Genomic DNA, 24,038 nt, shown 5'->3' with positions numbered 1-24,038 from the left:
GATAGGTTCGAGATCAGCACCGGGGGACAACCCCCGGCTCGCGTCCAGGGCTCGCGTCCAGGGGCGCGGGTGCACCGCGGGGACGGATCCCGGCGGTTCTTCGACGTATCCGGCGGTCCCGACGCCGGTGCTCGTCATGCCCACGGACGGGTCAGTCGACACAGGACGACCAGGGGAACACCATGGACCGGAACGCACGCAACGCGATGATCGTCGAGCACCTGCCGCTCGTCGGCTACATCGTCGCCGAGACCTGCGCTCGCGCCACGCACCTCAGCCGCGACGACCTCGGACAGGTCGGTTCCGTCGCCCTGGTGCAGGCCGCCGACGCCTTCGACCCGACGCTCGGCGTGCCGTTCGGCGCCTACGCCCGCACCCGCATCACCGGCGCGATCGCCGACGACCTGCGCGCAGGCGACTGGGCCAGCCGCGGCACCCGGAAGCGCATCCGCGAGACCCTCGCGACGCAGGAGGCCCTCTCCGCCGGACTCGGTCGCCGTGTCACCCCGCAGGAGATCGCCGACGCGATGGGCGTCGACCGCCAGACCGCCGTGGACGCACTGACCGACGCCGCACGCACCGTCAGCCCGATCGACGAGACCGTGCACGACACCGTCGCCGCAGACCTGCCCCTGCCCGGCGAGGACCTGCTCGAGGCCGAGAAGCGCCGGTACCTGGTGGCCGCCGTGCAGGCGCTGCCCGACCGGATGCGCCTGATCGTCGAGGCCGTGTACTTCGGCGACCGCACCGTCACCGACGTCGCGGCTGAGCTCGGCATCACGCACTCCGCCGTCTCGCAGCAGCGTTCGGAGGCGATGCGGCTGCTCCGCGACGGCCTCGCCGAGCACTACGGCGACGACGGTGCCATCCCCGAGCCGGCCTCCCGCACCACCGCGGCCCGACGGAGCGCCTACCTGGCCCGGGTCGCCACGAACGCGGCCGCCGGCATCACCCGCGCGGTGCAGGACGCGACCTCGGCGGGCGTCGTCGCGGCCAGTTGACCGTCGACGGTCCGCGGGCGAAATCGTCCGACGGATCGTCTAACGCCTCCGGCCGTACGGCCGAGAGGGACACATGTCAGCCCACGGACGGGCTGACGATCGGCCCAGTTTCACGGAGGAACACATCATGGGTATGTCCATCAACACCAACCTCTCGGCACTCAACACGTACCGGAACCTCAACTCGACGCAGAACGACCTGTCGAAGTCCCTCGAGAAGCTCTCGAGCGGCCTCCGCATCAACCGTGCTGCCGACGACGCGGCCGGTCTGTCGATCTCCGAGGGGCTGAAGTCCCAGGTCGGTGGCCTCACGGTCGCCGCCCGCAACGCGCAGGACGGCATCTCCGTCGTGCAGACCGCTGAAGGTGGCCTCACCGAGACCCACTCGATCCTCCAGCGCATGCGCGACCTCGCCGTCCAGGCCGGCAACGACTCGAACAACGACACGTCGCGTGCGGCGATCAAGACCGAGTCGGACCAGCTGCAGAAGGAACTCGGCCGCATCGCGTCGTCGACGAACTTCAACGGCATCAACCTGCTCGACGGTTCCGCCAACGGCAGCACCGGCAAGCTCGCCTTCCAGGTCGGTGCCAACGGCGACAAGAGCAGCCAGATCGTCGTCGACCTGTCGGGTGCAAACGTCTCCGCCATCACCACCAAGCTCGGTGGCGGCGACATCGCGGCGACCGGCTCGTCCTTCGCCGTCACGGTCGCAGACCTCGACGGAAAGGCCGCGACCTTCGTCTCGACCGACGCCAACGGCACCAAGACCTCGGTCACGACCAAGGCTCTGACCGACAAGGCGGGCGACCCGCAGACGACGTTCGCGAGCGTCGACGACTACGCCGCGGCGCTCTCGCGCGACGACGCGTTCTCGGCCAAGTTCACCGTCTCGGTGGAGAAGGACGCGAACGGTGCCGGCACCGGCATCGTCGTCTCCGCGAAGGACGGCGGCGTGCTCGAGGACGCCGACAACGCGACCGCAGCCGCCGGCCTCGCTGCCGGTGCCAAGGGCGCCACGGTCACCGGTGGTGTGCAGTTCGACACCGCCGATCACGCCCAGGCCGCGATCAAGCTGATCGACGAGCAGATCGCCAAGGTCTCGTCGGCCCGCTCCAACCTCGGTGCGATCCAGAACCGCTTCGACCACGCCATCAACGTGACGAACGTGGCCAAGGAGAACCTCACCGCGGCGAAGTCCCGCATCACCGACGTCGACATGGCGGAGGAGATGGTCAAGTACACGCGCGACAACATCCTCAGCCAGGCCGGCACGTCGATGCTCGCGCAGGCGAACCAGAGCACGCAGGGCGTCCTGTCGCTGCTCCGCTAGTCGCACCGGTCGCCACCACCGAGGAGCCGTTCGGGTGCTCCTCGGTGGTGGAGTCCACCCCCTCGGACCGACCTCGGTCGGTCCGCCTCCACTCCGAGCCGCCGACCACCGGGGAGCCAGCGATGTCCACCACGTCCGCGACGAGCACCTCGCTCGCGATCGACGGCCTGGTCTCCGGCCTCAAGACCACCGACCTCATCAACTCGCTGATGAGCGTCGAGCAGGTGCCGCAGACGCTGCTCAAGGCCAAGGTCACCACGACCAACTCCTTCATCTCGTCGCTGCAGACCATCAACGGGCTCGTGCAGTCCCTCGCCACGAAGGCCGCAGCCGCCGCGAAGCCCGGCTCGCTCGACCTGTACACGGCGTCGTCGAGCGCCACGAACGCCACCGTCTCGGCGAGTGCGACCGCCACCGCCGGGTCCGTGTCCTTCACGGTCGGCCGGACGGCTGCCGCGCAGGTCGGCGTCACCGCCGCGATGTCGTCCTGGGGGGACACCGCGTCGGCGCTGACGTTCACGAAGCCGGACGGCACGAGCACGACCGTGACGCCGGCATCGGGCTCGCTCGACGACACCGTCACGGCGATCAACGGCTCCGCAGCCGGGGTCACCGCCACGAAGGTCGCCGCGGGGACCGACGCCAGCGGCACGAAGCTCTACCGACTGCAGGTGACGAGCACCGCGACGGGCGCAGCGAACGGCTTCACCCTGCACCGTGGGACCGCGGCGGACGTCGCCGCGGGCACCGCGACGGACGTGCTGGCCGAGTCCGGCGCAGCCGTCGTGACCCCGGCCGCCGACGCGTCCGTCACGCTGTGGGCCGGGACGGCGGCGGCGCAGACCGTCACGAGCGCGACGAACACCTTCGCGGACCTGCTGCCCGGCGTCAGCGTCACCGTCTCGAAGGCGTCGACCGACCCGACCACGATCACGGTCGGGCGGGACAGCACCAAGGCGCAGGCCGTGGCCTCCGGGCTCGTCGACGCGCTGAACGCCGTCACGTCGTACTACGCGTCGAACACCGGCGTGACCAGCACGACCAGCCCGACGAACGGGACGACGAGCACGACCGCGGGCGTCCTGCTCGGGGACGCCACGACGCGGTCGGCCGTCCAGCGGCTGACCAGCGCCATGTCGACCCCGGTCAACGGGAAGTCCCCGTCGTCGATCGGCATCGTCATCTCGAAGGACGGCGACTTCGACTTCGACGCCGCAGCGTTCCAGAAGGCCCTGGCCGCCGACCCGGTCGGCACGCAGGCGATCATGGCCGGTGTGGCGAAGGCCGTCTCGGACGCCGCCACCGCCGCCAGCGACAAGTACACCGGCTCCATCACGACCGCGATCACGGGCAAGCAGTCCGTGGTCAAGGACCTCACCACGCAGATCGACTCGTGGACCGACCGACTGACGATGCGCCGGGCGACGCTGCAGACGCAGTACGCCGCGCTCGAGACGAGCCTGAGCGGACTGCAGTCGCAGTCGAGCTGGCTCGCCGGTCAGCTGGCGTCGCTGTCCAACTGAGCCGCAGGAGAACCGTCATGAACGCCTTCGACCTCAGCGGTTCCGCCGCCTTCCGGCAGGCCGCGAAGCCCCGGACCGTCACGGACCAGCGTCGCGCCCAGTACACGAACGAGGCGGTGCTGTCGGCGACGCCCGCGCAGCTCGTCACGATGCTCTACGACCGGCTGCTGCTCGACCTGCACCGCGCCGAGACCGCCCAGGTCGCCGCTGACTGGGACGCCGCCCGCGAGCAGCTCCTGCACGCCCAGGCCATCGTCGGCGAGCTCTCCTCGACGCTGAAGATCGACGTGTGGGACGGCGGCGAGGGGCTGCTCGCCGTGTACAACTACGCGTCGACGTCGCTCATCACCGCGAACGTGCACCGCGACGTGCAGGCCACCCGCGACTGCATCCGGATCCTCGACCCGCTGCGGCAGGCCTGGCACGACGCCGCGGCCTCGCTGCCCGCGACCCCGGTGGCGCCGCAGCACACCGTCGGCGGGGCGCTCGGTGTCGCCTGAGTCCGAGACGCGCACGTCGGTCGACCTGGCGGCGGCACGCGTTCGCTGGGAGGCGGTCCTCGCCGACCTCGAAGCGACGCTCGACTCCAGCGCCACCGCCACCGACACCACCGTCACCTGGACCGAGCCGACCGGGCTGGGACCGGTGCCGCGCGACCTGGTGGGGCGTGCCTCCCGGCTGCTCGCCGCGCAGCGCGACCGGATCACCGCCCTCGAGGACGCCCGCCGGGTGACGCTCGAGCACCTCGGCGCGCTCCGCGCCGTCGACGCGACGCGCACCCCCCAGACCGCGGTCTACCTCGACGCGAGCGCCTAGCCGGACGGACCGGCCCCCGTTCGGGGCGAGCACTAACACCGCTCGGACGCTGCGCCGATAGCCCCTGTCGAGCACGGATCGCTCGACCACCCGGCCACGGATCGGCCACCACCGCTTCGGCGACGTCCTCCCGGACGGCGCCCGACGAGGGGAACCATCCGTGTTCGACTCCGTGACGTCGGCCGCGCTGCAGAGCGCACTCGACGGCCTGTCGATGCGTCAGCGTGTGATCGCCGACAACATCGCGAACATCAACACCACGGACTTCCGGGCCGGCAAGGTCCAGTTCGAGGACGCCCTGGCGAAGTCCGTCGTCGACGGTGACGGCCGCACCACGCCGACCGTCGCGCGGAGCCTCGAGCCGACGAACACGAACGGCAACAACGTCAACCTCGACGAGGAGACGCTGTCGAACGTCGACACCGTGCTGCGGTACCAGTTCGCGACGCAGGCGATGAACTCCGAGCTCACCAGCGTCCGTGCGGCGATGCGGACCAACTCGTGACGACCTTCGACGCGATCGGCATCGCGAGCACCGGCATGACCGTGCACCGCAAATGGCTCGACGCCATCTCGGACAACATCGCCAACGTCAACACCGTCCGGTCGATGGACGACTCCGCGTTCCAGGCCCGCTACGTCGAGGTCCAGGAGGGCAACGGCGTCTCCGGTGCCTACGTCAAGGGCGCCGCGTTCGGCAGCGCCGCCGGCCGCGTGACCTACGACCCGGACAACCCGCTCGCGAACGCCGAAGGGTACGTCCGGATGCCGGACATCGACCTCGGCACGCAGATGGCGGACCTCATCATGGCCCAGCGCGGCTACCAGGCGAACGCCGCCGTGGTGGACCGTGCCAAGACCGCCTACGAGGCGGCACTGCAGATCGGGAAGAACTGATGCCCATCGACGCCGTGAACGGTGTGACCACCAACGCGATGACGAACGCCGTGACGAACGTCACCGGCACCAGCAGCGACCGCGGCTCGTCCGCCGTCACCGCGTCCGGCGGCGACGGGTTCGCCGCGAGCCTCGGCAACGCCGTCGACGGCTTGCAGCAGCTGCAGAGCGACTCGAAGACCCTGGCGCTCAAGGCCGTCACGGGCAACCTCGACGACATCCACGACGCCACCATCGCGTCCACCCGCGCCCAGGTCACCCTCGAGCTCGTCGCCGCCGTCCGCAACAAGGGCGTCGACGCGTTCAACGAGATCATGCGGATGCAGGCCTGATGCCCGCCGGCATGCAGAACGTGCTCGGCCGTCTCGGCGCGTACGTCAAGGGGTTCACCGCCGCGCAGCGGACCATCGCGATCATCGGCGTCGCGGCGCTCGTGCTCGGCGGGATCGCGCTCGCGTCCTGGCTCGGCAAGCCGTCCTACGCGCCGCTGTTCACCGGCCTGGCCGCGGCGGACGCCAGCTCGGTCACCGACCAGCTGACCACCGACGGCGTGCCGTTCCAGCTCACGGACGGCGGCGCGACGATCCTCGTCCCGCAGTCGAAGGTCTACACGGAGCGGCTCAAGGCCGCCTCGAACGGGCTGCCGTCGTCGAACGAGGGCGGTTACTCGCTGCTCGACACGATGGGCGTGACGAGCAGCGAGTTCCAGCAGGACGTCACCTACAAGCGTGCGATCGAGGGCGAGCTCGCCAAGACGATCTCCGCGATGGACGGCGTGCAGACGGCGAGCGTGCAGCTCGCGATCCCGAAGAAGTCCGTCTTCGTGTCCGAGGAGAAGGACCCCACCGCGTCCGTCTTCATCGCCACCAAGAACGGCGCGCAGCTCGGCACCGACCAGGTCCAGGCGATCGTGCACCTGACCAGCGCCGCCGTCGAGGGCATGCAGCCCACCGACGTCTCGGTCGTCGACCAGAAGGGCCAGACCCTGTCGGCCGTCGGCACCGGCGCGACCGGCTCCGGCACCGACCAGGCCGCCGACTACGACGCCGCGACGAGCAAGAAGGTGCAGGACCTGCTCGACACCACCCTCGGAGCGGGCAACGCCAGCGTCGTCGTGGCCGCGACCATGAGCGACAACTCCGGCACCCGCACGACCGAGTCCTACACGACGCCGACGACCGGCCCGGTGGCGCTCAACGAGTCGTCCACGAAGGAGCAGTACGGCGCCGGCGCGAGCGGTGCCGGCGCGGGGGCGACCGGTGTCCTCGGCCCGGACAACATCGCCGTCCCGAACGGCACGGCCAGCACGGGCGCCGGTGCCGGCGACGGCGGCTACCAGAACCAGTCCGCGACGAAGAACAACGCCGTCGACAAGACCACCGAGACCACGCAGATCCCCGCCGGGGCGATGGACCGCCAGACCATCTCGGTCGCACTCAACGCGAAGGCGAAGTCCGTGCAGGGCGTCAACCTGCAGAGCATCAACGACCTGGTGGCCAACGCCGCCGGCGTCGACGCGACCCGCGGCGACCAGGTCAAGGTCGCGATGATGGACTTCGACACCAGTGCCGCCGACGACGCCGCCAAGGCGCTGCAGGCACAGCAGCAGGCGGACCAGCAGGAGGCGCTCTGGTCGGCGATCCGCACGGCCGGCATCGTCGTCGGGATCGTCCTGGCCCTCATCGTCCTGATGGTCTTCCTGGCGCGCCGCAGCCGCCGGCAGCAGCGCGAACAGGTCGACATCGGGGAACTCGACGCGTTCGGCGACTCGTTCCCGCTGCCGCTCGCCGTCGAACCGGCCGACGTCCGCACCGGACTCGAGGCCGGCGACGCCCCCACCGTGGCGATCCAGGCCCTGCCGCTCGACGACGCCCCGACCGAGATCCTCACCACCGACGAGATCACCGCCGAGCGCCGCCGCCAGGACATCGCGGCCCTCGCCGAGCGCGACCCGAAGCGCACGGCCGAGCTCCTCCGCGGGCTGCTCGACGACCGGGCGTCGGTGTGAGCGCCGTCGTCCCCGCGCCGGGCACCGACCGGCCGCTGACCGGGGCGCAGAAGGTCGCGCTCATCCTCATGCAGATGGACACCGAGCGCGCCGCCGAGGTGATGAAGCAGTTCACCGAGCTGGAGGCCGAGGAGATCTCGCAGGAGATCGTCCGGATGCGCCGTGTCGACGACGAGGTCGTCGACCGCACGCTCGGTGAGTTCCACCGCCTCACCCGCACCGGGCGCACCAGCCGTCGCGGCGGCAAGGAGACCGCGCTCGGCCTGCTCGAGGCGTCGTTCGGCGCGGAGCGCGCCGCCGGCGTGATGGACCGCCTGGCGTCGAACCTCGCCGGGCAGTCGTTCGAGTTCCTCGACGACGCCGAGCCCGGCCAGGTCATCGCCCTGCTCGAGGGCGAGCTGCCGCAGACCATCGCACTCGTGCTCGCGCACCTGAAGCCCGCCCAGGCGAGCGCCGTCCTCGCCGGGTTCGACGAGCGCGTGCGCACCGACGTCGCGCAGGCGTTCGCCACGATGGGCACCGCCACACCCGAGTCGGTGGGCATCGTCGCCGGCGTCCTGCGCTCACGCGCCGGAGCCGTCGTCTCGCCGCGCGAGAGCGTCGAGGTCGTCGGCGGCATCGCGCCCCTGGTGGAGATCATCAACCGCTCGGACGTCGCCACCGAGAAGGCCGTGCTCGACGGCCTGGAGGCGCGTGACCCGGAACTCGCCGAGGACATCCGTTCGCGGATGCTCACCTTCGAGGACATCGTGAAGCTCGAGTCGCGCGACATCCAGCAGGTGCTCCGCGGCATCGACTCGAAGATCCTGGCGACCGCCATGAAGGGTGCGTCCACGCCGGTGGTCGAGACGATCCGCGCCAACGTCTCGGAGCGCAACCGCGAACTGCTCGACGACGAACTGCAATCGATGGGTCCGGTCCGCGTGTCGCAGGTCGAGGAGGCCCGTGCCGAGGTCGTCCGCTCCGTCCGCGAGCTCGAGGCCCAGGGCGTCATCACCGTCCACCGCACCGAGGAGGACGAGCTCGTTGACTGAGCCCTTCGCCCCGCTCGCGTTCCCGGTGATCACCGACGCCGCCCTGGCCCGACGTGCCGCGAGCGCCGACGTGCGCGGGCACGCCGCCGGGTACGCGTCCGGTCTCCGCGCAGCCCACGTCGAGACCGAGGCGATCCGCGCGCGCATGGACGCCGAGCACGCCGCACGACTGGCTGACCTCGAGGCGCTCGTCGTCGACCGGCTCGCCGTCCTCGACCGTGCCGCCGCGGCGCTCCAGGCCCGGATCGTCCCGGTGCTCGACGCCGCCGAGGAGTCGGTCACCAGCGCGGCCGTCGAACTGGCCGACGCCGTCGTCGGGTACGCGGTGCGCGCCTCCCGGGCGGACGCATCCGTGCTCGGCGGGCCGTCGGTCGCCGCCGAGGTGACCCTCCGCCGCGCGCTCGACGTCGCCGCGGCACCGGTCGTGACCGCGGTCCGCTTGAGTCCCGCCGACGCGGCGGCCGTCGCCGACCTGGCGATGCCGGTGCCGGTCGTCGCCGACCCGGCCCTGCGGGACGGCGACGCCGTCGTCGACCTGCCGGACGGCCTGCTCGACGCGCGGATCGACGCCGCGCTGTCCCGTGCCCGCGCCGCACTGGGAGGCGTCCGGTGACCGCCGCGACGCTGCTGCGCCCGCGCGGACTCGACGACGCCGTCCGCGCCGCCCGCCCACAGCGCGTCGGCACCGTGACGAGCGCCGTCGGTCTCGGCCTGACCGTCGCCGGACTCGACGCCCACGTCGGCGAAGTGATCACCGTCGGTGCCGAGGGTGCGGCCCAGACCGCGGTCGAGGTCGTCGCCACCGACGCCACCGGCGTCCGCTGCATGCCGCTCGGGCGACTGACCGGCATCACCGCCGGCACCCCGGCCCGCTCGACCGGACGGCCCGTGCTCGTGCCGACCGGCGCGGGCCTGTTCGGACGGGTGCTCGACGGCCTCGGTCGTCCGATCGACGACCACGGGCCGCTCGACGCGCAAGGCTGGGTCCCGCTCGACCACGACACCCCGAACGCGATGGCCCGCACCCGCATCGACACGCCGATGCAGCTCGGGGTCCGCGTGCTCGACACGCTGACGACCGTCGGCCGCGGCCAGCGCATGGGCCTGTTCGCGGGCTCCGGCGTCGGCAAGTCCTCGCTGCTGTCGATGATCGCGCGGGGGAGCGACGCCGCCGTCAACGTGATCGCCCTGGTCGGGGAGCGCGGCCGTGAGGTGCGCGAGTTCCTCGAGGACGACCTGGGGCCTGCGGGCCTCGCCCGCTCGATCGTCGTCGTGTCCACGTCGGACGAGCCCGCGCTGATGCGGTTGCGTGCGGCGTTCGTGGCGACCCGCATCGCCGAGTCGTTCCGGGACGCCGGGCAGGACGTCGTCCTCATGATGGACTCGCTCACCCGCGTCGCGATGGCACAGCGCGAGATCGGCCTGTCCGTCGGCGAACCGCCGGCAACGCGGGGCTACCCGCCCTCGACGTTCTCGGTCCTCGCCGGTCTGCTCGAGCGCGCCGGCACCGACCGGGTCGGCAGCGTCACCGGGATCTACACCGTCCTGGTCGACGGCGACGACCACAACGAGCCGATCGCCGACGCTGCCCGCAGCATCCTCGACGGCCACGTGGTGCTGGACCGGAAGCTCGCGGTGACCGGCCACTTCCCGTCCGTGGACGCGCTCGGGTCGATCTCGCGCGTGGCCTCGAAGGTGACGACGCCCGAGCAGCGGGCCACCGCGACCGCGCTCCGGAAGGTGATGGCCGCTCGACGCGCGGCACAGGACCTGCTCGACGTCGGCGCGTACCAGCGCGGTACCAACCCCCTGGTCGACGCGGCCGTCGACCACCAGGACGCCATCGACGCGTTCCTCCGGCAGGGCATGGCCGAGCAGGTCACCGCCGCCGGGTCGTGGGAGCGCCTCAGCGGACTCGTCCGCACCCTCGGCGCCGGCGGGGGGCTCCTCTGATGGCCCGCCGGTTCCCGCTCGCCGGGCTGCTCCGTCTCCGGCACGCCGAACAGGACCGTGCCGCGGCGACCCTGGCGGACGCGAACGGCCGGGTCCGTGCGGCCGCCGACGCCCGGATGGCCGCGCGGCGCACCCTGGACGACGAGCCGGCGACGATCACCGACGCCGCGACGCTGAGCGCCGTCGCCTCGGCCCGGGCAGCGACGCGGGGGATGCTCGAGGAGCTCGACGCCGTCGTCCGGTGCCGCCGCGCCGACGCCGACCGTGCGCAGTCGACCTACAACGCCGCACGCCGCTCGGCACTCGGGCTGGAGAAGCTCGAGGGTCAGCACACCGCGCGGGTCACCGCCGAGGACCTGCGTGCCGAGCAGAACGCGCTCGACGAGATCGCGGCCCGTCGCCGCACCGAGGGGGGACATCGATGAGCATCGACGCCGTGCTCTCGCGGATCAGCGAGATCCGCAGCCAGATCGAGACGCTGCAGAGCGGGAGCGGCGCGCCGTCCGCCGCGTCCTCGGCAGCGGCCTCCTCGGCCTTCGCCGACGCCCTGGCCACCGAGACCGGCACCGGGACCGGGACCGGGACCGCGACAGGTGCCGCAGCCGGTGCCTCGACGGCGGGTGCAGCCGGCACCGCCGCTCCCGCCGGCGCCGCGACCGCAGCGCCAGCCACGTCGGTCGACGCCGGCCGCGACACCCTCGCCACGGGCAGTGGAGCGACCGGGGACGCCGTCGTCGCAGCGGCCGAGAAGTACCTCGGTGTGCCGTACGTGTTCGGCGGCGAGACCCGCGCCGGCATGGACTGCTCGGGTCTCGTGCAGACCGTCTTCAAGGACCTCGGCGTCACCATGCCCCGCGTCGTGCCGGACCAGGCCGACATGGGCGTGGCGGTGCCGTCGCTGGCACAGGCGCAGCCCGGCGACCTCATCATCCCCAAGGGCGAGGGACACATCGTCATCTACGTCGGCGACGGCAAGGTCCTGCACGCGCCGCACCCCGGCAAGGACGTCCGGATCGTCGACAACTGGTACAAGGACTCCGACATCGCCACCATCCGCCGCATCGTGCCCTCCGGACAGGAGGCCGCGGCCACCGCCGCAGCGCAGGCCGCGCGGACCGTCGGGACGAGCAGCACCACGAACGCCACCGACCTGCAGATGGCCGCGCTGCAGTCCATGCTCACCTCCGGGAGCGTCGCGTGAGCGCCGTCCTGGCCGGCGCGTCGGCGACACCGGCCGCGCCCGTCGTCCGGACGCGGCCGGTGGGGGACCGCCAGGGACCGACCGAGGACAGCACGGGCGCCGGCTTCGGTGCCGCGCTGTCCGCGGTGGCCGGCCACGCCGAGCGGGACCGAGGACGGCAGGACTCCTCCGACGACACCGACGCGAGCACCGCTGCGACACCGACCGCCGCACCGGCAGCGATGCCGACGTCCTCGCCCGGGACCGCAACCGGGACCAGCACCGGCACCGCGCCGGTGACGCCGACGACCGGCACCTCGGGCGTCGCGACCGCTGCCACGCCGACCGACCTGGTGTCGCCGGGGGAGCACGCAGCGGGCACGCCGGCACCGGCCGTCGTCTCCACCGCGGCCGCCGTCATCGTCCGTGCCGTCACGGTCGGCGCCGCCGCCGTCAGCGCGGGTGTCGTCGGGACACGCGTCGCCGGTGATGTCGCCGCGCAGTCCGCGCAGTCCGCGCAGGCCGCGCGGGCCGCGGCGACCAGCGACGCAGCAGCGGTGACCGCCGACCCCGCCGACGTGACCGGTGGGGCCGACGCGGGCAGTGCGACCGGGGCCGCGGCACCCGTCACGCCGGCCCCGTCGGCGGTCCTGCCGACGGCTCCGCCGCTCGACACCACTCCCGTGGACCCGACGGCTCCGCTCCCGGCCGGGCCGTCCTCGTCCACGACGGCAGCCAGCACACCGGCCGCGACCGCACCGGCACCGACTCCGCGACCGGTGCCTGCACCGGCGGCCAGCGCGGTCGTGTCCAGCGCGGTCGTGTCCAGCGCCGCCGTGTCCGGCGCCGTCGTTTCCGCGGCGACCGCTGCCGCGGGTGTCGTGACCTCGACCTCCGCACCCGCCCCGCGACCGACCACCGGAGGGGACGCCCAGCCCGCGACCGCCGCGGTCCCCGGTCCGTCCGTCGGCCCGGCCGGCCACGCGGTTGCCGCAGCCGCTGCGGACCAGGGCGGGGCGAGCCTCCCGGCGGTCACCGCCACGAGCGACGCACCGGTCGTCCTGACCGTGCCGACGACCGCGCCGCCCGCGACCGCCGGCACCCCCGCGCCGACCGCCGGTCCGGCCGCGCCCGCCGCAGCACCCCAGCCAGTGGTGCAGCAGCTCGCGCGTCCGCTGTTCACGCTCGCGCACGCCGGCCCCGGTGAACACGTCCTGACCGTCCAGCTCACACCGGAGGCACTCGGCCCGGTCACCGTCCGCGCCCACGTCACCGGACACGGCATGCACGTGGAGCTGTTCGCGGCCTCCGACGCCGGACGCGACGCGGTGCGGCAGATCCTGCCGGACCTCCGCCGCGATTCCGGCGGGAGCACGACGCTCGACCTGTCGGCCCAGAACCACCCGGCCGACACCAGTGCCGACGGTCGCGACCAGGCGGCCGACGCCGGGCGCGACGCCGCCGGCCGCGACCGTGCCACCGACGGAGCCGACCGCCCCGCCGTCCGGGAGGCCCGCGCCGGGATCGCCCCGTCCCTCCCGTCCGCCTCGACCACCGTCCGCACCGCGGGACTCGACGTCCTCGCCTGACCGGCCACCACGACACAGGAACGAGAACCATGCCACTCGACGGGATCACCGGCTCCGTGGACACCGCCACGGCCGCTGCCGCAGTCGCCGCCAACCCGACCTCGTCGCGGTCGCAGACGATGGACTCCGAGGTCTTCATGAAGCTCCTCGTGACGCAGCTCCGCAACCAGGACCCGTCGTCGCCGATGGACACCAACCAGATGATCAGCCAGCAGACGCAGCTCGCGATGATGGAACAGGTCACCAACCAGACCACGACGGCCAACGAGGACTTCTCGCTGCAGATGCGCATGGCCGCCGCGAACCTCGTCGGGAAGCAGGTCAGCTACACCGACGCCGCCTCCGGCGCGGCCGTCACGGGGACCGCGTCCGCGGTGTCCTACGCCAAGAGCGTGCCGACCGTGACCGTGAACGGGAAGGAGGTCGATCTCGACGTGATCTCCGGTATCACCACCGCCTCCGGTTCCTGACCCTCCCTCTTCCCGCACACTCCTCGTCCACGAAGGGACGCACCATGCTCCGCTCGCTCTACTCCGGGATCTCCGGCCTCCGCTCCCACCAGGAGATGCTCGACGTCACGGGCAACAACATCGCCAACGTGAACACCGTCGGCTTCAAGTCGTCGACCACGGTCTTCCAGGACACCCTGTCGCAGATGACCCAGGGTGCCGGCGGCCCCCAGACCGGCATCGGCGGCACCAACCCGGCTCAGATCGGCCTCGGCGTGCAGGTCGCCGGCGTCTCCACGAACTTCGCCCAGGGCTCGGCGCAGGCCACCGGCAAGGCGACCGACCTGATGATCTCCGGCGACGGCTTCTTCGTCACGCGTCTCGGCAACGACACGGTCTACAGCCGCGCCGGTGCGTTCGACTTCGACGCCGACGGCCGCCTGGTCAGCTCCGACGGCAAGATCGTGCAGGGCTACTCGGCCACGGACGGCGTCGTCAACGACGGCGGTCAGATGAGCGACATCACGCTGCCGCTGCAGTCCGCCGCACCCGCGACCGCGACCAGCACCGCGGGTGTCTCCGGCAACCTGCCGTCGGACACGAAGACCGGTGAGGTCCTCAACCGCGACGCCACCGTGTACGACCAGTACGGCACCAAGCACACCCTGTCGCTCGCGTACACGAAGACCGACACCGGTTGGAGCGTCTCCGCGTCCAACGGGCAGGGCTCGTCCGCAACCGGCACCGTCGCCTTCGGTGCCGACGGCAAGATCACCCGTGGCGCCACCCTGCAGGTCGGTGGCATCGCGGTGGACATGACCCAGCTGACCGGGTTCGCCGCGCTGAACACCGCGTCGATCTCGTCGCAGAACGGGCACGAGGCCGGGTCGCTGAAGAGCTACTCGATCTCGAAGGACGGCACCGTGATGGGTACGTTCTCGAACGGTGCGTCGCTCGCCGTCGGCCGCATCGCCCTCGCGACCTTCGCCAACCCCGCGGGTCTCGAGAAGACCGGCGCATCGGGCTACCGCGCGACCGCCAACTCCGGCGCCGCCACCGTCGGCGTCCCGGGATCCGCAGGTGTCGGCTCGCTGGCCGCGGGCACGCTCGAGATGTCGAACGTGGACCTGTCGCAGGAGTTCACCAACCTGATCGTCGCGCAGCGCGGCTTCCAGGCGAACGCCCGCATCATCACCACCTCGGACGAGGTGCTGCAGGAGCTGACGAACCTGAAGCGTTAGTCGCGATCGATCACGGCACGACAGCGCCCGGACCGCCCCGTCCCCGCCTCGGCGGACGGGGCGTTCCTCGTCGCCGCGACGGTGGTCGTCATCCAGGTCGGCGCAGGCGCACGGCTGGCGACACGCGGCACCACCGCTCCCGCAGCTGACGGTGTCCTCAGGCCGCCATGCCCCCACCGTTCGCGGCGAGCGCGGACTCGGCACGACCGCCCGCGCGCCTTCCGGACAGTGCGCTGCCGCTGTGCCGGAAGAGCCTCATCCGAGCGTCGATATCCTCCGCGACATGCCCCGCACCCGCTCGGACAGCCCGCCCGACGTCGTCGCTGATCGACCATCGACGGTCGACGGCACCCCGACCCACGGCCGGCTCGCCCTGGTGCTCGGCAGCGTGTTCGTCGGCATCGTGGGGACCGTCGTGTCGTTCTGGGGTGCGTGGACGGCCCCGGCCGGCATCGACGAAGCAGCCACGATGAGCGCTGCTCGTCGGTCGCTGCCGGAGCTCTGGCACATGGCGCACAACGTCGATGGTGTGCACAGCCTCTACTACGCGTTCGTGCACGTGTGGTTCCGCTTCCTGCCGTACGACCTGGCGACGCTGCGCTTCCCGAGTGCGGTCGCCGCCGGGGTCGCCGCGGCACTGCTGGTCGTCCTGGTCAGTCGACTGACGACGCTCCGGGCCGGTCTCATCGCGGGCGTCGTCCTGGCGGTCCTCCCGCGGACCACGTCCTCCGGCCTGCAGGGGCGTTCCTACGCGATGAGCATCGCGGTCGCCGTGGTGCTGACCCTGATCTTCGTCGTCGCGACCGACCGGAGCATCCAGCGACGACCCCGCGCGTGGCTCTGGTGGCTCGGGTACACGGTCGTCGCGGTCTTCGGATCGGCCCTGTTCCTCTACTCGGCCCTGCTCGTCGTGGCCCATGCCTGCACGATGCTGATCTGGCAGCTCACTCGTCGCCGTCAGGGCGCCACCGGCCGGGCGGGGCTCTCGTGGCTCGTCGCCGCCGTGGCCGCCGCTGCCGGGACGGTGCCGATCGTGCTGTTGACCAGCGGACAGGCCCAGAAGCAGCTCTACTGGATCGGGACGACCCTGAGCGTCGACGGCCGGCTGGCGGACTCGGTGTTCGTGCTCCAGTACTTCGGCCTCTCGACGGTCCTCGCCGTCGTCAGCGGTGTCCTCGCCCTGGTCGGCATCGTCGCGGTCCTCGTGCTGCGGCGGCTCCGTCCCTGGGTCGCCGCGATCGAGATCGCACTGCCGGCCGTGGTCCTGCCCACCGTCATCGTGATCGTCGTGTCGGTCGTGGTGCAACCGCTCTACAACTCGCGTTACCTGACGTTCACGACGCCGTTCGTGGCCGTCCTCGTCGGGCTGGGTCTTGCCGCGGTGCGGTGGCGGACCGTGTCGGTGGTGGGCCTCGTCGTGTTCGCCGTGGTCGCGGCACCGCAGATCGCGCAGCAGAAGGAGCCGGACCACAAGACCGGATCGCACTGGCGGGACGTGGCCGCGTACGTCGCGGCCGAACGCGAGCGGCTGCCGGACCTCGGCGGTGTCGACGGCGTCTACTACGGCCCGCTGCCCGGCCACCCGATCCGCACGACGGAGTACGTCTCGTCGTCGTACCCGGCCCCGTTCCGTGGCCTCCGCGACGTCACCCTGGTCCGGACGGCTGCGGACGTCGGCGAGCTCTGGGCGGACCGGTCGCCGGCGACGGCCATCCCGCGTCTGCGCGGCGTCGACCGGATGTGGTACGTCGGGGCGACGACGGCCGAGCAGCCCGCTGCCGTCGGAGACCGACTGGAGGCCCACGGTTGGCGGGTCGAGACGCGTCACCGGGTCGACGACTTCGTGGTCGTCACCTACGTCCGGTGACCGCGACAGGCGCACACTGTGGGTGACGGCGACGGTGCCGTCGCACCGACACGGCAGGAGAGTGCGCCATGCAGTACCTCGTGAACGTCCTGGACAGCGGACCGCGGTCCGGACGGCAGACCTCCGGCACCGCGACCGACGCGGAGGCGGCGGCCGTCGACGCCTTCAACGACCGCCTGCGGGCGGCAGGGCAGTGGGTGTTCGCGGCCGGGCTCTCGGGACCGGCGGACGCGACGGTCGTCGACGACCGCGACGGTGTCGGGCTCGTCGAGCCCGGTCCGCGTACTGATGCGCCAGAGCACGTCGCCGGGTTCTGGATCTGGGACCTGCCGGACGGGGACACCGCGCTCCGTCTGGCCCGCGACGCGTCGCGAGCGTGCAACCGTCGCGTCGAGGTCCGACCCATCCTCTGACAGCCGACGGCGACCCGGTACGGTCGCAGCAGGGTGTGCCAGGGGAGCGCCACTCGGGACGGGGGAGGTGGGCATGGGCACGGGGAACACGGTCGGGGCGGACTCGCTCCGGTGGTACCGCTCGGAGACCGAGGCCCACGTCGCCGGTCCGACGCTGCTCTGGCTGCACGGCGGCGGGTTCTTCCGCGGGAGTCCCGCGCAACCCGAGGCACACGACGTCGCCCGGGTCCTCGCCGCCCGGGGCGTCACCGTCGTGACCGCGGCCTACCGACTCGCGCCGGTCCCCGGCATCGGGCACCTGCGGCGGGGTCGGGCGGAGCGGGAGCGCTTCCGCAGGCCACTCGACGACGTCCTCGTCGCACTGCGGAGGACAGCGACCGAGTCGCCGGAGGGCGTCGTCATCGGTGGCGCGAGCGCGGGTGCGTGTCTGGCCGCCGCCGCGACCCTGCACGCGATCGACGACGGTGCTGTGCCGACCGGGGCCGTCTTCGCCTACGGCTTCTTCCACGCGACACACCCGCGGAGCGGGGACCCGGCGCACCGCTCCCGGGGCCACCGTCGGATCACGCACGCGCCGTGGGCCCTCGACGTCGCGAACCGCAACCACGCCGGCTCCCGGCAGGCGCTCGCCGACCGGTACGCGTTCCCGGGTGGCCACGACCTCGCCGGGTTCCCGCCGACGCTCCTCGTGCACGCCGAGCGGGACACCATGCGGACGTCGGGCGACCGGCTCGCGGCGGAGCTCTCGGCCGCGGGTGCTGACGTGGAACGCCATGTGCTGCCGGGCAGCGCGCACGCCTTCCTCAACCGCCCGGGCTCCCCGGCGTTCACGGCCGGCACCGCGCTGATCGCGGAGTGGATGCAGCGGCGGCCGCGTGCCGGGTGAACACCCGGTGTCGGATCGAGCCGGAGGCTTGTGTCACCGGAGCAGATAGTTCTACTCTCCGAGAGTGCGAATATCCGAACTGGCTCGAGAAGCCGCCACACCGCTGACGGCCGTCAAGTACTACCAACGTGAAGGGCTCCTGCCCGCGGGCGAGAAGACCGCACCCAACCAGACCGCGTACGACCGTCGACACGTCGAGCGCGTCCGCCTGGTCCGCGCGCTGCTCGAGACCGGTGGTCTGTCCATCGCGGTCACGAAGCAGGTCCTGGCCGTCCTCGACACCGACGACGCCCCGCTCGCCGAGGTCTTCGAGGTCGCCCAGTACGCCATCACCGACTCGCGCTCCCCGGAGACCCCGGCCAGCCGGGCGGCACGTGCCCGCATCGAGGACCGGGTCACCGCCGCCGGGTGGTGCGCCACGACCGACAACCCCGGCCACGAAACGGCGGCACGAGCGCTCGACGGGCTCGCCACGATCGGCTTCGACGCTCCGGACGACTACCTGGACGCGTACATGACCGCCGCCGCGACCGCCGCCCGGGCCGACGTCGCCGCCCTGCAGAGCCGGGACGGCCGGGATGCGATCGCCGAGCTCATGGTCATCGGCACGGTGCTCGGCGACCCGTTGTTCGCCGGGCTGCGACGGATCGCGCAGCAGGACGCGACCCACGACGTCTTCCCCGTCGCCACGGACGGCGCGACCTCGTGACCGCGACCCGGCACGTCGTCCTCGGCGGCAACGGCGTCATCGGTCGTGAGACCCTCCGCGCCCTCCGCGAGCGCGGACTCGACCCGGTGTCGGTCGGGCGACGCCCTGCCGTCGGCCGTGGTGGTGCGTCGGTCACGGCCGACCTGCTCGACGCCGACGCGGTGGCGCGGACCCTCGACGGTGCCGACGTCGCGTACTTCGTCGTCGGTCTGCCGTACTCGGCACCCGTGTGGGCGGAGCAGTGGCCGGTGTTGGTGCGGAACACGATCGCCGCCGCGCGCCGGAGCGGGACGCACCTGGTGTACCTCGACAACGTCTACGCCTACGGTCGGGTCACCGGTCCGATGACCGAGGAGACACCGGTCCGTCCGGTGAGTCGGAAGGGCCGGGTCCGCGCCGAGGCCCTCGACCTGCTCGCGTCCGCCGCTGACGAGGGGCTGACCGTCACCGTCGGTCGCAGTGCGGACTTCTTCGGGCCCGGAGCGACGACCAGCGTCGTCAACGGGTTCGTCCTCGACCGCATCGCCGCCGGGAAGCGACCGACGTGGTTGCTCGACGCGGACCTCCCGCACTCCCTGACGTCGACGACCGACGTCGGCGATGCCCTCGCGGTGCTCGGTACCGACGACCGGGCCCGCGGCCGGATCTGGCACCTGCCCACCGCCCCGGCCCGTACCGGTCGGGAGGTCGTCGAACTCGCCGGTGTCCCGGCGGCGCAGACCGCGGTGATGCGTTCGGCGACGCTCCGGATCGGTGCCCTGTTCACCGCCGCCGCGCGCGAGACCCTCGAGATGCGCTACCAGTGGGCGGAACCGTCCGTCCTCGACTCGAGCGCGTTCGAGCGGACGTTCGGCACCGCGCCGACGCCGCTCGAGGTGAGCATCCCGGCAGCGCTCGCGCAGACCCGCCCGGTGTCCCGGTGACCGCCTCGATCCGCCGCGCGGTCGCCTGGCACCCGGCTCTCATGACCGTCGCCGGGGTGATGGTCCTGTGCGCCGTCGTCAGCGTCGTCGGGCTGCTGGTCGACCCGCGCACAGTCCTCGGCGCACCGCTCTGGGCGAAGCCGCTGAAGTTCTCCGTCTCGATCCTGCTCTACGCCGTCACCTGGGCGTGGCTGATCGCCCACCTGCCGCGGTGGCGACGGCTCGCGCACCGGCTCGGCACGGTGATCGCCCTCACGCTGCTCGTCGAACAGGCCCTCATCCTCTGGGCGGCCGCCACCGGCACCACCAGCCACTTCAACGTCTCGTCACCCCTGCACATCGTCGTGTGGGGCGTGATGGCGGTGTCGATCACCGTCCTGTACCTCTGCACCTTCGTGACCTCGGCCGCGCTGTTCTTCCTGCGTTTGCCGACACCCGCGCTCACCGTGGCGGTCCGGCTCGGCGCGGTGATCGCCCTGGGCGGCATCGGTGTCGCGTTCCTCATGACGGGTCCGACGCCGACCCAGCTGACGACCCCGGACGGCATCGTCGGCGCGCACGCGGTCGGTGTCGTGGACGGTGGGCCGGGCGTGCCGGTCCTCGGGTGGAGCACGACCGGCGGCGACTACCGGGTGGCGCACTTCGTCGGCATGCACGCCCTCCAGCTCGTCCCCCTCGCGGCACTCGCACTGACGGTGCTCGCTCACCGGATCCCGCGACTGCGCTCCGACACCACGCAGGTGCGCATCGTCGTCATCGTCGCGCTCGCCTACGCGGCCGGCACCCTGCTGCTGACGCTGCAGGCGGCCGTCGGCCAGTCCGTGGCGCACCCGTCCGGAGCGGTCTCGGCGATGGCCGTGGCGATCCTCCTGGCCGCGAGCACCGCGACGGTGCTCGTGCTCCTCCGGCCCCCGACGACCGCGCTCCGGACGACGTGACCCAACCGTGTCCCGCGAGGGGGACCGCCCGGTGCAGGATCGAGCCATGCGGACGGCACGGGCGGCGGTGATCGGCGGGGTGGTGGCGCTCGTCGCCGCGATCGCCGTCGTCGGCTGCAGCGTCGGCCCGACGGCGTGCACCGCGGTCGGCTGGGTGAACGGCGTCCAGGTGACGCTGCTCGGCGACACCTCCGCGGTCGCCACCGTGACCGTGTGTGGTGGAGCCGGATGCGAACCACCAGCCGCCGACGACCCGCCCGCGATCCCGCCCGAGGCGGACCCCGGGAGCACGCCGACCCCGGTGTCGGGCGGCGTCCGGTGGCCGGTGCACCTCGGGTCCGACACACCCGGACGTGGCGCGGTCGCCGTGTACGACGGTGCCGGTCAGCTGATCGTCGAGCAGGCGGTCACGCTGCGCTGGGACAGCCCGTACGCGGCGGACCCGTGCGGCGGACCGTCGTCCGGACGCGTCACCGTGCGTCTGCCGGTGCCGCCGTGAGTCCCGTCCCCGACACGACGATCCGCAGCGCACGACTGACCGCCGGCCTGGTGGGGCGACCGGTCGGCAGCTCGCCGACCGCCCGTGCTGCCGCCCCGCTCGACGTCGTCCGGCACCTGGTCGCGGTGCAGGCGCAGGACTTCAACCAGTCCCTGTGGGCGATCGGCGCCCGGTCGCTCGGCACCACCCGCACGGACGTCCTGGCCGCGTTCGACCGTGGTGAGCTCGTCCGGTCCTGGCCGATGCGCGGCACCCTGCACACCACCACGCCCGACGACCTCCGTGTCCTCCTGTCCCTGACGGCGACCCGCACGATGCGGACCGTCGCGACCCGGTTCCGGCAGGTCGGCCTGCAACCGGAGGACGTCGACCGTGCCCGGGACGCCCTGCTCGCTGCGCTCTCCAGCGGGGTCGCGCTCGAACGGGAGGACGCCATGCGGTCCTTCCGTGACGCGGGCGTCGATCCGGGTGAGTCGCGCGAGTACATCCTGCTGCTCGCGTTCGCACTGGAGGCACGCATCGCCTGGGGACCGAGCCGTCGCGTCGGGCAGGCGCTCGTCCTGCTGGACGACCGGGCACCCGTCAGCAGTGCGGTGCGCGAGCTCGTCGAGGACGCGGAGGCGGCGCTCGTCCACGTCCTGCTCGGCTACCTCCGCGGGCACGGCCCGGCGACACTCGCCGACTTCGGGACGTGGATCGGGCTGCCGCTCACCGCGGTCCGGCGCGCTCGAACGACTGCCGCGCACCAGGTCGTCGACGCCGACGCGACCCGTGTCGCGATCGGCAGCGCAGCACCGGCGAGCAGCGCCGCGGTGGCCCACCTGCTCCCGGCGTTCGACGAGTACGTCCTCGGTCTCGCCGACCGATCGGCGTTGTTCGTCGACCCCACGGACCGGGTCGCGAGTCGGAACGGCATCGGTGCTCCTGTCGCCGTCGTCCGCGGGAGGATCGTGGGCACCTGGTCGCGACCAGCCGACGACGGCACGATCTTGCTCACGCCGTTCCGCGCGCTCGGCGCGGCGGACGAGCGCGCACTGCACCGAGCCGCGGACCATCTCGGCTCGTTCCTGGAACGTCCGACGAGCCTCCGGATCGATGCCGGAACCGGACCGCCGGTCACACCGGCGCCGGCAGCTCCAGGCCCTTGAGCTCGCGCATCACGGAGTTGAGGTGCCACTGGTCGCGGAACAGACCGTAGCGGTCACGGTCGGTGGTGACGATCTCCATGTCACGGCGACGCTCGAGCAGTGCGAGGTCAGAGTCGGTGACGGTGCGGACCATAGTCCACGGCAGGGCTTCGACGCGGACTGCCGTGCCGAACTCGGCCAGCAGACGGGAGGTCAGGACCTCGAGCTGCAGCGATCCGATGACGCCGACCATGGGCGCCTGCGCGGTCCGACGCTCGGACTCGAGCAGCTGCACGACGCCCTCGCCGGCGAGCTGCTGCATGCCCTTCCGGAACTTCTTGGCCGTGCTGGGGTCGGTCGGCGCGACGGTCGCGAACATCTCCGGGGCGAACCGGGGGAGCGGCTCGAACTCGACGGCCTCGTCGCTGTAGAGCGTGTCGCCGGGGTGCAGCATCGTGGCGTTCACCAGACCGACGACGTCGCCCGGCCAGGCGACGTCGACGGTGTCGCGCTCCCGACCGAAGACGCTGAGCGCGTGCTTGGTGTTGAAGCGACGGCCGGACTGTGCGTGGGTGAGCATCATGCCGCGGTCGAAGCGGCCGGAGCAGATGCGGACGAACGCGACCTGGTCGTGGTGGGCCGGGTCCATGTTCGCCTGCACCTTGAACACCTGGGCGGCGAACTGCTCGGTGACCGGGCGGGGAGCGCCGTCCTCGGTCCGCCGGGGCAGGGCCGGAGGAGCGGTGTCGCGGAGGAACCGCAGCAGGTCGACCGTGCCGAGGTGCTTGGTGGCGACGCCGAAGAACACCGGCATGCTGACCCGGGCGTGGAAGTCGTCCTGGTCGGGTAGCCCACGGACCTCGCGGGTGAGTTCGACCTCTTCGAGCGCGGTGGTCCACGCGGCGCCGAAGAGCTCGGCAGCCTCGGCCGCAGAGCGGACGGTCGCGACCGGCAGGTGGCCGCCACCGGTGGACTCGTACGTCGTCAGGGTCTCGGTCGCGGTGTCGACCAACCCCTGCAGGTCGCCGGCCTCGCCGACCGGCCAGGTGACCGGGGTCGGTACACGGCCGGTGCGCTCCTCGAGCTCGTCGAGCAGGTCGAGCGCTTCACGGCCCGGGCGGTCCCACTTGTTCACGACCGCGATCACCGGGATGTCGCGGGTCCGGCACACCTCGAACAGACGGATCGTCTGCGCCTCCATGCCCTTCGCGGCGTCGATCAGCATGACCGCGCAGTCGACGGCTGCGAGCGCACGGTAGGTGTCCTCGGAGAAGTCGGCGTGGCCCGGGGTGTCGACCACGTTGATGAGCGTGCCGGCGGCGTCGAGCTGGACGACCGCGGAGCTGATCGAGATGCCTCGGCTGCGCTCGATCTCCATCCAGTCGGACACGGTCGCGCGGCGGGTGGCCTTGCCCTTCACCGCGCCGGCTTCGTCGATGGCCGAGGCCGCCAGGGTCAACGACTCGGTGAGCGTCGACTTCCCGGCGTCCGGGTGCGCGATCACGGCGACGGTGCGGCGGCGGTCGGCCTCGCGCTCGATCGTGCCGGCGAGCGCGGCGTCCGCCGGGGACGGACCGGTCACGCGACGCCCCGCTGGGAGCGTCGATCGACGGCGTGACCTGGGCGTTCCGACTTCTGCACCCCACGACGAT

General features: G+C 72.5%; 26 protein-coding genes. 25 read left to right on the top strand and 1 reads right to left on the bottom strand.

The genetic code is table 11. From position 1 onward, the window contains the following. Positions 1-182 precede the first annotated feature (182 nt). From E9228_RS02790 to E9228_RS02670, 25 genes are all read left to right on the top strand, one after another. Complete coding sequence (locus tag E9228_RS02790; protein WP_166779054.1) at positions 183-1,001, top strand: sigma-70 family RNA polymerase sigma factor; 819 nt, start codon at positions 183-185, stop codon at positions 999-1,001. A 127-nt stretch (positions 1,002-1,128) separates the two neighbouring features. Further along, positions 1,129-2,334, top strand: coding sequence for a flagellin N-terminal helical domain-containing protein (locus E9228_RS02785; RefSeq protein ID WP_166779053.1), 1,206 nt, complete (start codon positions 1,129-1,131; stop codon positions 2,332-2,334). 122 nt (positions 2,335-2,456) lie between these two features. Continuing rightward, on the top strand, positions 2,457-3,857 hold the full coding sequence (gene fliD / locus E9228_RS02780) for a flagellar filament capping protein FliD (RefSeq protein ID WP_166779052.1): 1,401 nt from the start codon (positions 2,457-2,459) through the stop codon (positions 3,855-3,857). 17 nt (positions 3,858-3,874) lie between these two features. Further along, a complete protein-coding gene (fliS, locus tag E9228_RS02775) occupies positions 3,875-4,357 on the top strand; it encodes a flagellar export chaperone FliS (protein WP_166779051.1) in 483 nt (160 codons plus the stop codon). After that, on the top strand, positions 4,347-4,673 hold the full coding sequence (locus tag E9228_RS02770; protein ID WP_166779050.1) for a hypothetical protein: 327 nt from the start codon (positions 4,347-4,349) through the stop codon (positions 4,671-4,673). The genes fliS and E9228_RS02770 overlap by 11 nt, the downstream gene beginning before the upstream one ends. A 160-nt stretch (positions 4,674-4,833) precedes the next feature. After that, positions 4,834-5,178 (top strand): flagellar basal body protein, encoded by a 345-nt coding sequence (locus tag E9228_RS02765; protein ID WP_166779049.1) that lies wholly within the window; start codon positions 4,834-4,836, stop codon positions 5,176-5,178. Continuing rightward, positions 5,175-5,570 (top strand): flagellar basal body rod protein FlgC, encoded by a 396-nt coding sequence (locus E9228_RS02760; protein ID WP_111044204.1) that lies wholly within the window; start codon positions 5,175-5,177, stop codon positions 5,568-5,570. The genes E9228_RS02765 and E9228_RS02760 overlap by 4 nt, the downstream gene beginning before the upstream one ends. Beyond that, positions 5,570-5,902 (top strand): flagellar hook-basal body complex protein FliE, encoded by a 333-nt coding sequence (gene fliE, locus E9228_RS02755; protein ID WP_208385447.1) that lies wholly within the window; start codon positions 5,570-5,572, stop codon positions 5,900-5,902. Before E9228_RS02760 ends, fliE begins: the two co-directional genes overlap by 1 nt. After that, positions 5,902-7,578 (top strand): flagellar basal-body MS-ring/collar protein FliF, encoded by a 1,677-nt coding sequence (gene fliF, locus E9228_RS02750; RefSeq protein WP_166779048.1) that lies wholly within the window; start codon positions 5,902-5,904, stop codon positions 7,576-7,578. Before fliE ends, fliF begins: the two co-directional genes overlap by 1 nt. After that, positions 7,575-8,612, top strand: a complete 1,038-nt coding sequence (gene fliG / locus E9228_RS02745; protein ID WP_166779047.1) for a flagellar motor switch protein FliG — start codon at positions 7,575-7,577, stop codon at positions 8,610-8,612. The genes fliF and fliG overlap by 4 nt, the downstream gene beginning before the upstream one ends. Beyond that, positions 8,605-9,225, top strand: coding sequence for a FliH/SctL family protein (locus E9228_RS02740; RefSeq protein ID WP_166779046.1), 621 nt, complete (start codon positions 8,605-8,607; stop codon positions 9,223-9,225). The genes fliG and E9228_RS02740 overlap by 8 nt, the downstream gene beginning before the upstream one ends. Then, complete coding sequence (locus E9228_RS02735; protein ID WP_166779045.1) at positions 9,222-10,565, top strand: FliI/YscN family ATPase; 1,344 nt, start codon at positions 9,222-9,224, stop codon at positions 10,563-10,565. The genes E9228_RS02740 and E9228_RS02735 overlap by 4 nt, the downstream gene beginning before the upstream one ends. Beyond that, positions 10,565-10,990 (top strand): flagellar FliJ family protein, encoded by a 426-nt coding sequence (locus E9228_RS02730; RefSeq protein WP_166779044.1) that lies wholly within the window; start codon positions 10,565-10,567, stop codon positions 10,988-10,990. Before E9228_RS02735 ends, E9228_RS02730 begins: the two co-directional genes overlap by 1 nt. Beyond that, on the top strand, positions 10,987-11,766 hold the full coding sequence (locus E9228_RS17265) for a C40 family peptidase (protein WP_166779043.1): 780 nt from the start codon (positions 10,987-10,989) through the stop codon (positions 11,764-11,766). The genes E9228_RS02730 and E9228_RS17265 overlap by 4 nt, the downstream gene beginning before the upstream one ends. Continuing rightward, positions 11,763-13,334: a flagellar hook-length control protein FliK gene (locus E9228_RS02720; RefSeq protein WP_166779042.1), complete on the top strand. Its 1,572-nt coding sequence runs from the start codon at positions 11,763-11,765 to the stop codon at positions 13,332-13,334. Before E9228_RS17265 ends, E9228_RS02720 begins: the two co-directional genes overlap by 4 nt. Positions 13,335-13,363: 29 nt before the next feature. Beyond that, positions 13,364-13,804 carry a flagellar hook assembly protein FlgD gene (locus E9228_RS02715; protein WP_166779041.1) on the top strand — a complete coding sequence of 147 codons (441 nt, stop codon included), beginning with the start codon at positions 13,364-13,366 and terminating at the stop codon, positions 13,802-13,804. Positions 13,805-13,848: 44 nt separating this feature from the next. Then, positions 13,849-15,024, top strand: a complete 1,176-nt coding sequence (locus E9228_RS02710; RefSeq protein ID WP_166779040.1) for a flagellar hook protein FlgE — start codon at positions 13,849-13,851, stop codon at positions 15,022-15,024. 283 nt (positions 15,025-15,307) lie between these two features. Continuing rightward, a complete protein-coding gene (locus E9228_RS02705) occupies positions 15,308-16,891 on the top strand; it encodes a glycosyltransferase family 39 protein (RefSeq protein ID WP_166779039.1) in 1,584 nt (527 codons plus the stop codon). Positions 16,892-16,959: 68 nt separating this feature from the next. After that, positions 16,960-17,304 carry a YciI family protein gene (locus tag E9228_RS02700; protein WP_166779038.1) on the top strand — a complete coding sequence of 115 codons (345 nt, stop codon included), beginning with the start codon at positions 16,960-16,962 and terminating at the stop codon, positions 17,302-17,304. 73 nt (positions 17,305-17,377) lie between these two features. After that, positions 17,378-18,190 (top strand): alpha/beta hydrolase, encoded by an 813-nt coding sequence (locus tag E9228_RS02695; protein ID WP_166779037.1) that lies wholly within the window; start codon positions 17,378-17,380, stop codon positions 18,188-18,190. 64 nt (positions 18,191-18,254) lie between these two features. Next, the gene (locus E9228_RS02690) at positions 18,255-18,899 is read left to right on the top strand and encodes a MerR family transcriptional regulator (RefSeq protein WP_166779036.1); all 645 of its coding nucleotides are present in this window, start codon (positions 18,255-18,257) and stop codon (positions 18,897-18,899) included. Next, positions 18,896-19,822 (top strand): NAD-dependent epimerase/dehydratase family protein, encoded by a 927-nt coding sequence (locus E9228_RS02685; RefSeq protein WP_166779035.1) that lies wholly within the window; start codon positions 18,896-18,898, stop codon positions 19,820-19,822. The genes E9228_RS02690 and E9228_RS02685 overlap by 4 nt, the downstream gene beginning before the upstream one ends. Then, positions 19,819-20,760: a hypothetical protein gene (locus tag E9228_RS02680; RefSeq protein ID WP_341849739.1), complete on the top strand. Its 942-nt coding sequence runs from the start codon at positions 19,819-19,821 to the stop codon at positions 20,758-20,760. Before E9228_RS02685 ends, E9228_RS02680 begins: the two co-directional genes overlap by 4 nt. Positions 20,761-20,806: 46 nt before the next feature. Continuing rightward, on the top strand, positions 20,807-21,259 hold the full coding sequence (locus tag E9228_RS02675; RefSeq protein ID WP_166779034.1) for a hypothetical protein: 453 nt from the start codon (positions 20,807-20,809) through the stop codon (positions 21,257-21,259). Next, a complete protein-coding gene (locus E9228_RS02670) occupies positions 21,256-22,407 on the top strand; it encodes a DNA glycosylase AlkZ-like family protein (RefSeq protein WP_166779033.1) in 1,152 nt (383 codons plus the stop codon). Before E9228_RS02675 ends, E9228_RS02670 begins: the two co-directional genes overlap by 4 nt. Here E9228_RS02670 and E9228_RS02665 read toward each other — a convergent pair. Then, a complete protein-coding gene (locus E9228_RS02665) occupies positions 22,376-23,968 on the bottom strand; it encodes a peptide chain release factor 3 (RefSeq protein ID WP_341849738.1) in 1,593 nt (530 codons plus the stop codon). The two genes, E9228_RS02670 and E9228_RS02665, sit on opposite strands and share 32 nt — an antisense overlap. Positions 23,969-24,038 lie beyond the last annotated feature (70 nt).

The organism is Curtobacterium salicis (assembly GCF_011759505.1).
GTDB classification, from domain to species: domain Bacteria; phylum Actinomycetota; class Actinomycetes; order Actinomycetales; family Microbacteriaceae; genus Curtobacterium; species Curtobacterium salicis.
The sequence above is the reverse complement of the archived record's forward strand: the minus strand, read 5'-3'. Positions and strand labels throughout refer to the sequence as shown.

What these genes read in the sequence shown, in the direction of transcription:
- E9228_RS02730 (WP_166779044.1), top strand. Translation starts at nt 10,565, where the DNA reads ATGGCCCGCCGGTTCCCGCTCGCCGGGCTGCTCCGTCTCCGGCACGCC.
- fliF (WP_166779048.1), top strand. Translation starts at nt 5,902, where the DNA reads ATGCCCGCCGGCATGCAGAACGTGCTCGGCCGTCTCGGCGCGTACGTC.
- E9228_RS02695 (WP_166779037.1), top strand. Translation starts at nt 17,378, where the DNA reads ATGGGCACGGGGAACACGGTCGGGGCGGACTCGCTCCGGTGGTACCGC.
- E9228_RS02705 (WP_166779039.1), top strand. Translation starts at nt 15,308, where the DNA reads ATGCCCCGCACCCGCTCGGACAGCCCGCCCGACGTCGTCGCTGATCGA.
- fliS (WP_166779051.1), top strand. Translation starts at nt 3,875, where the DNA reads ATGAACGCCTTCGACCTCAGCGGTTCCGCCGCCTTCCGGCAGGCCGCG.
- E9228_RS02790 (WP_166779054.1), top strand. Translation starts at nt 183, where the DNA reads ATGGACCGGAACGCACGCAACGCGATGATCGTCGAGCACCTGCCGCTC.
- fliD (WP_166779052.1), top strand. Translation starts at nt 2,457, where the DNA reads ATGTCCACCACGTCCGCGACGAGCACCTCGCTCGCGATCGACGGCCTG.
- E9228_RS02700 (WP_166779038.1), top strand. Translation starts at nt 16,960, where the DNA reads ATGCAGTACCTCGTGAACGTCCTGGACAGCGGACCGCGGTCCGGACGG.
- E9228_RS02715 (WP_166779041.1), top strand. Translation starts at nt 13,364, where the DNA reads ATGCCACTCGACGGGATCACCGGCTCCGTGGACACCGCCACGGCCGCT.
- E9228_RS02785 (WP_166779053.1), top strand. Translation starts at nt 1,129, where the DNA reads ATGGGTATGTCCATCAACACCAACCTCTCGGCACTCAACACGTACCGG.
- fliE (WP_208385447.1), top strand. Translation starts at nt 5,570, where the DNA reads ATGCCCATCGACGCCGTGAACGGTGTGACCACCAACGCGATGACGAAC.
- E9228_RS02710 (WP_166779040.1), top strand. Translation starts at nt 13,849, where the DNA reads ATGCTCCGCTCGCTCTACTCCGGGATCTCCGGCCTCCGCTCCCACCAG.
- E9228_RS02675 (WP_166779034.1), top strand. Translation starts at nt 20,807, where the DNA reads ATGCGGACGGCACGGGCGGCGGTGATCGGCGGGGTGGTGGCGCTCGTC.
- E9228_RS17265 (WP_166779043.1), top strand. Translation starts at nt 10,987, where the DNA reads ATGAGCATCGACGCCGTGCTCTCGCGGATCAGCGAGATCCGCAGCCAG.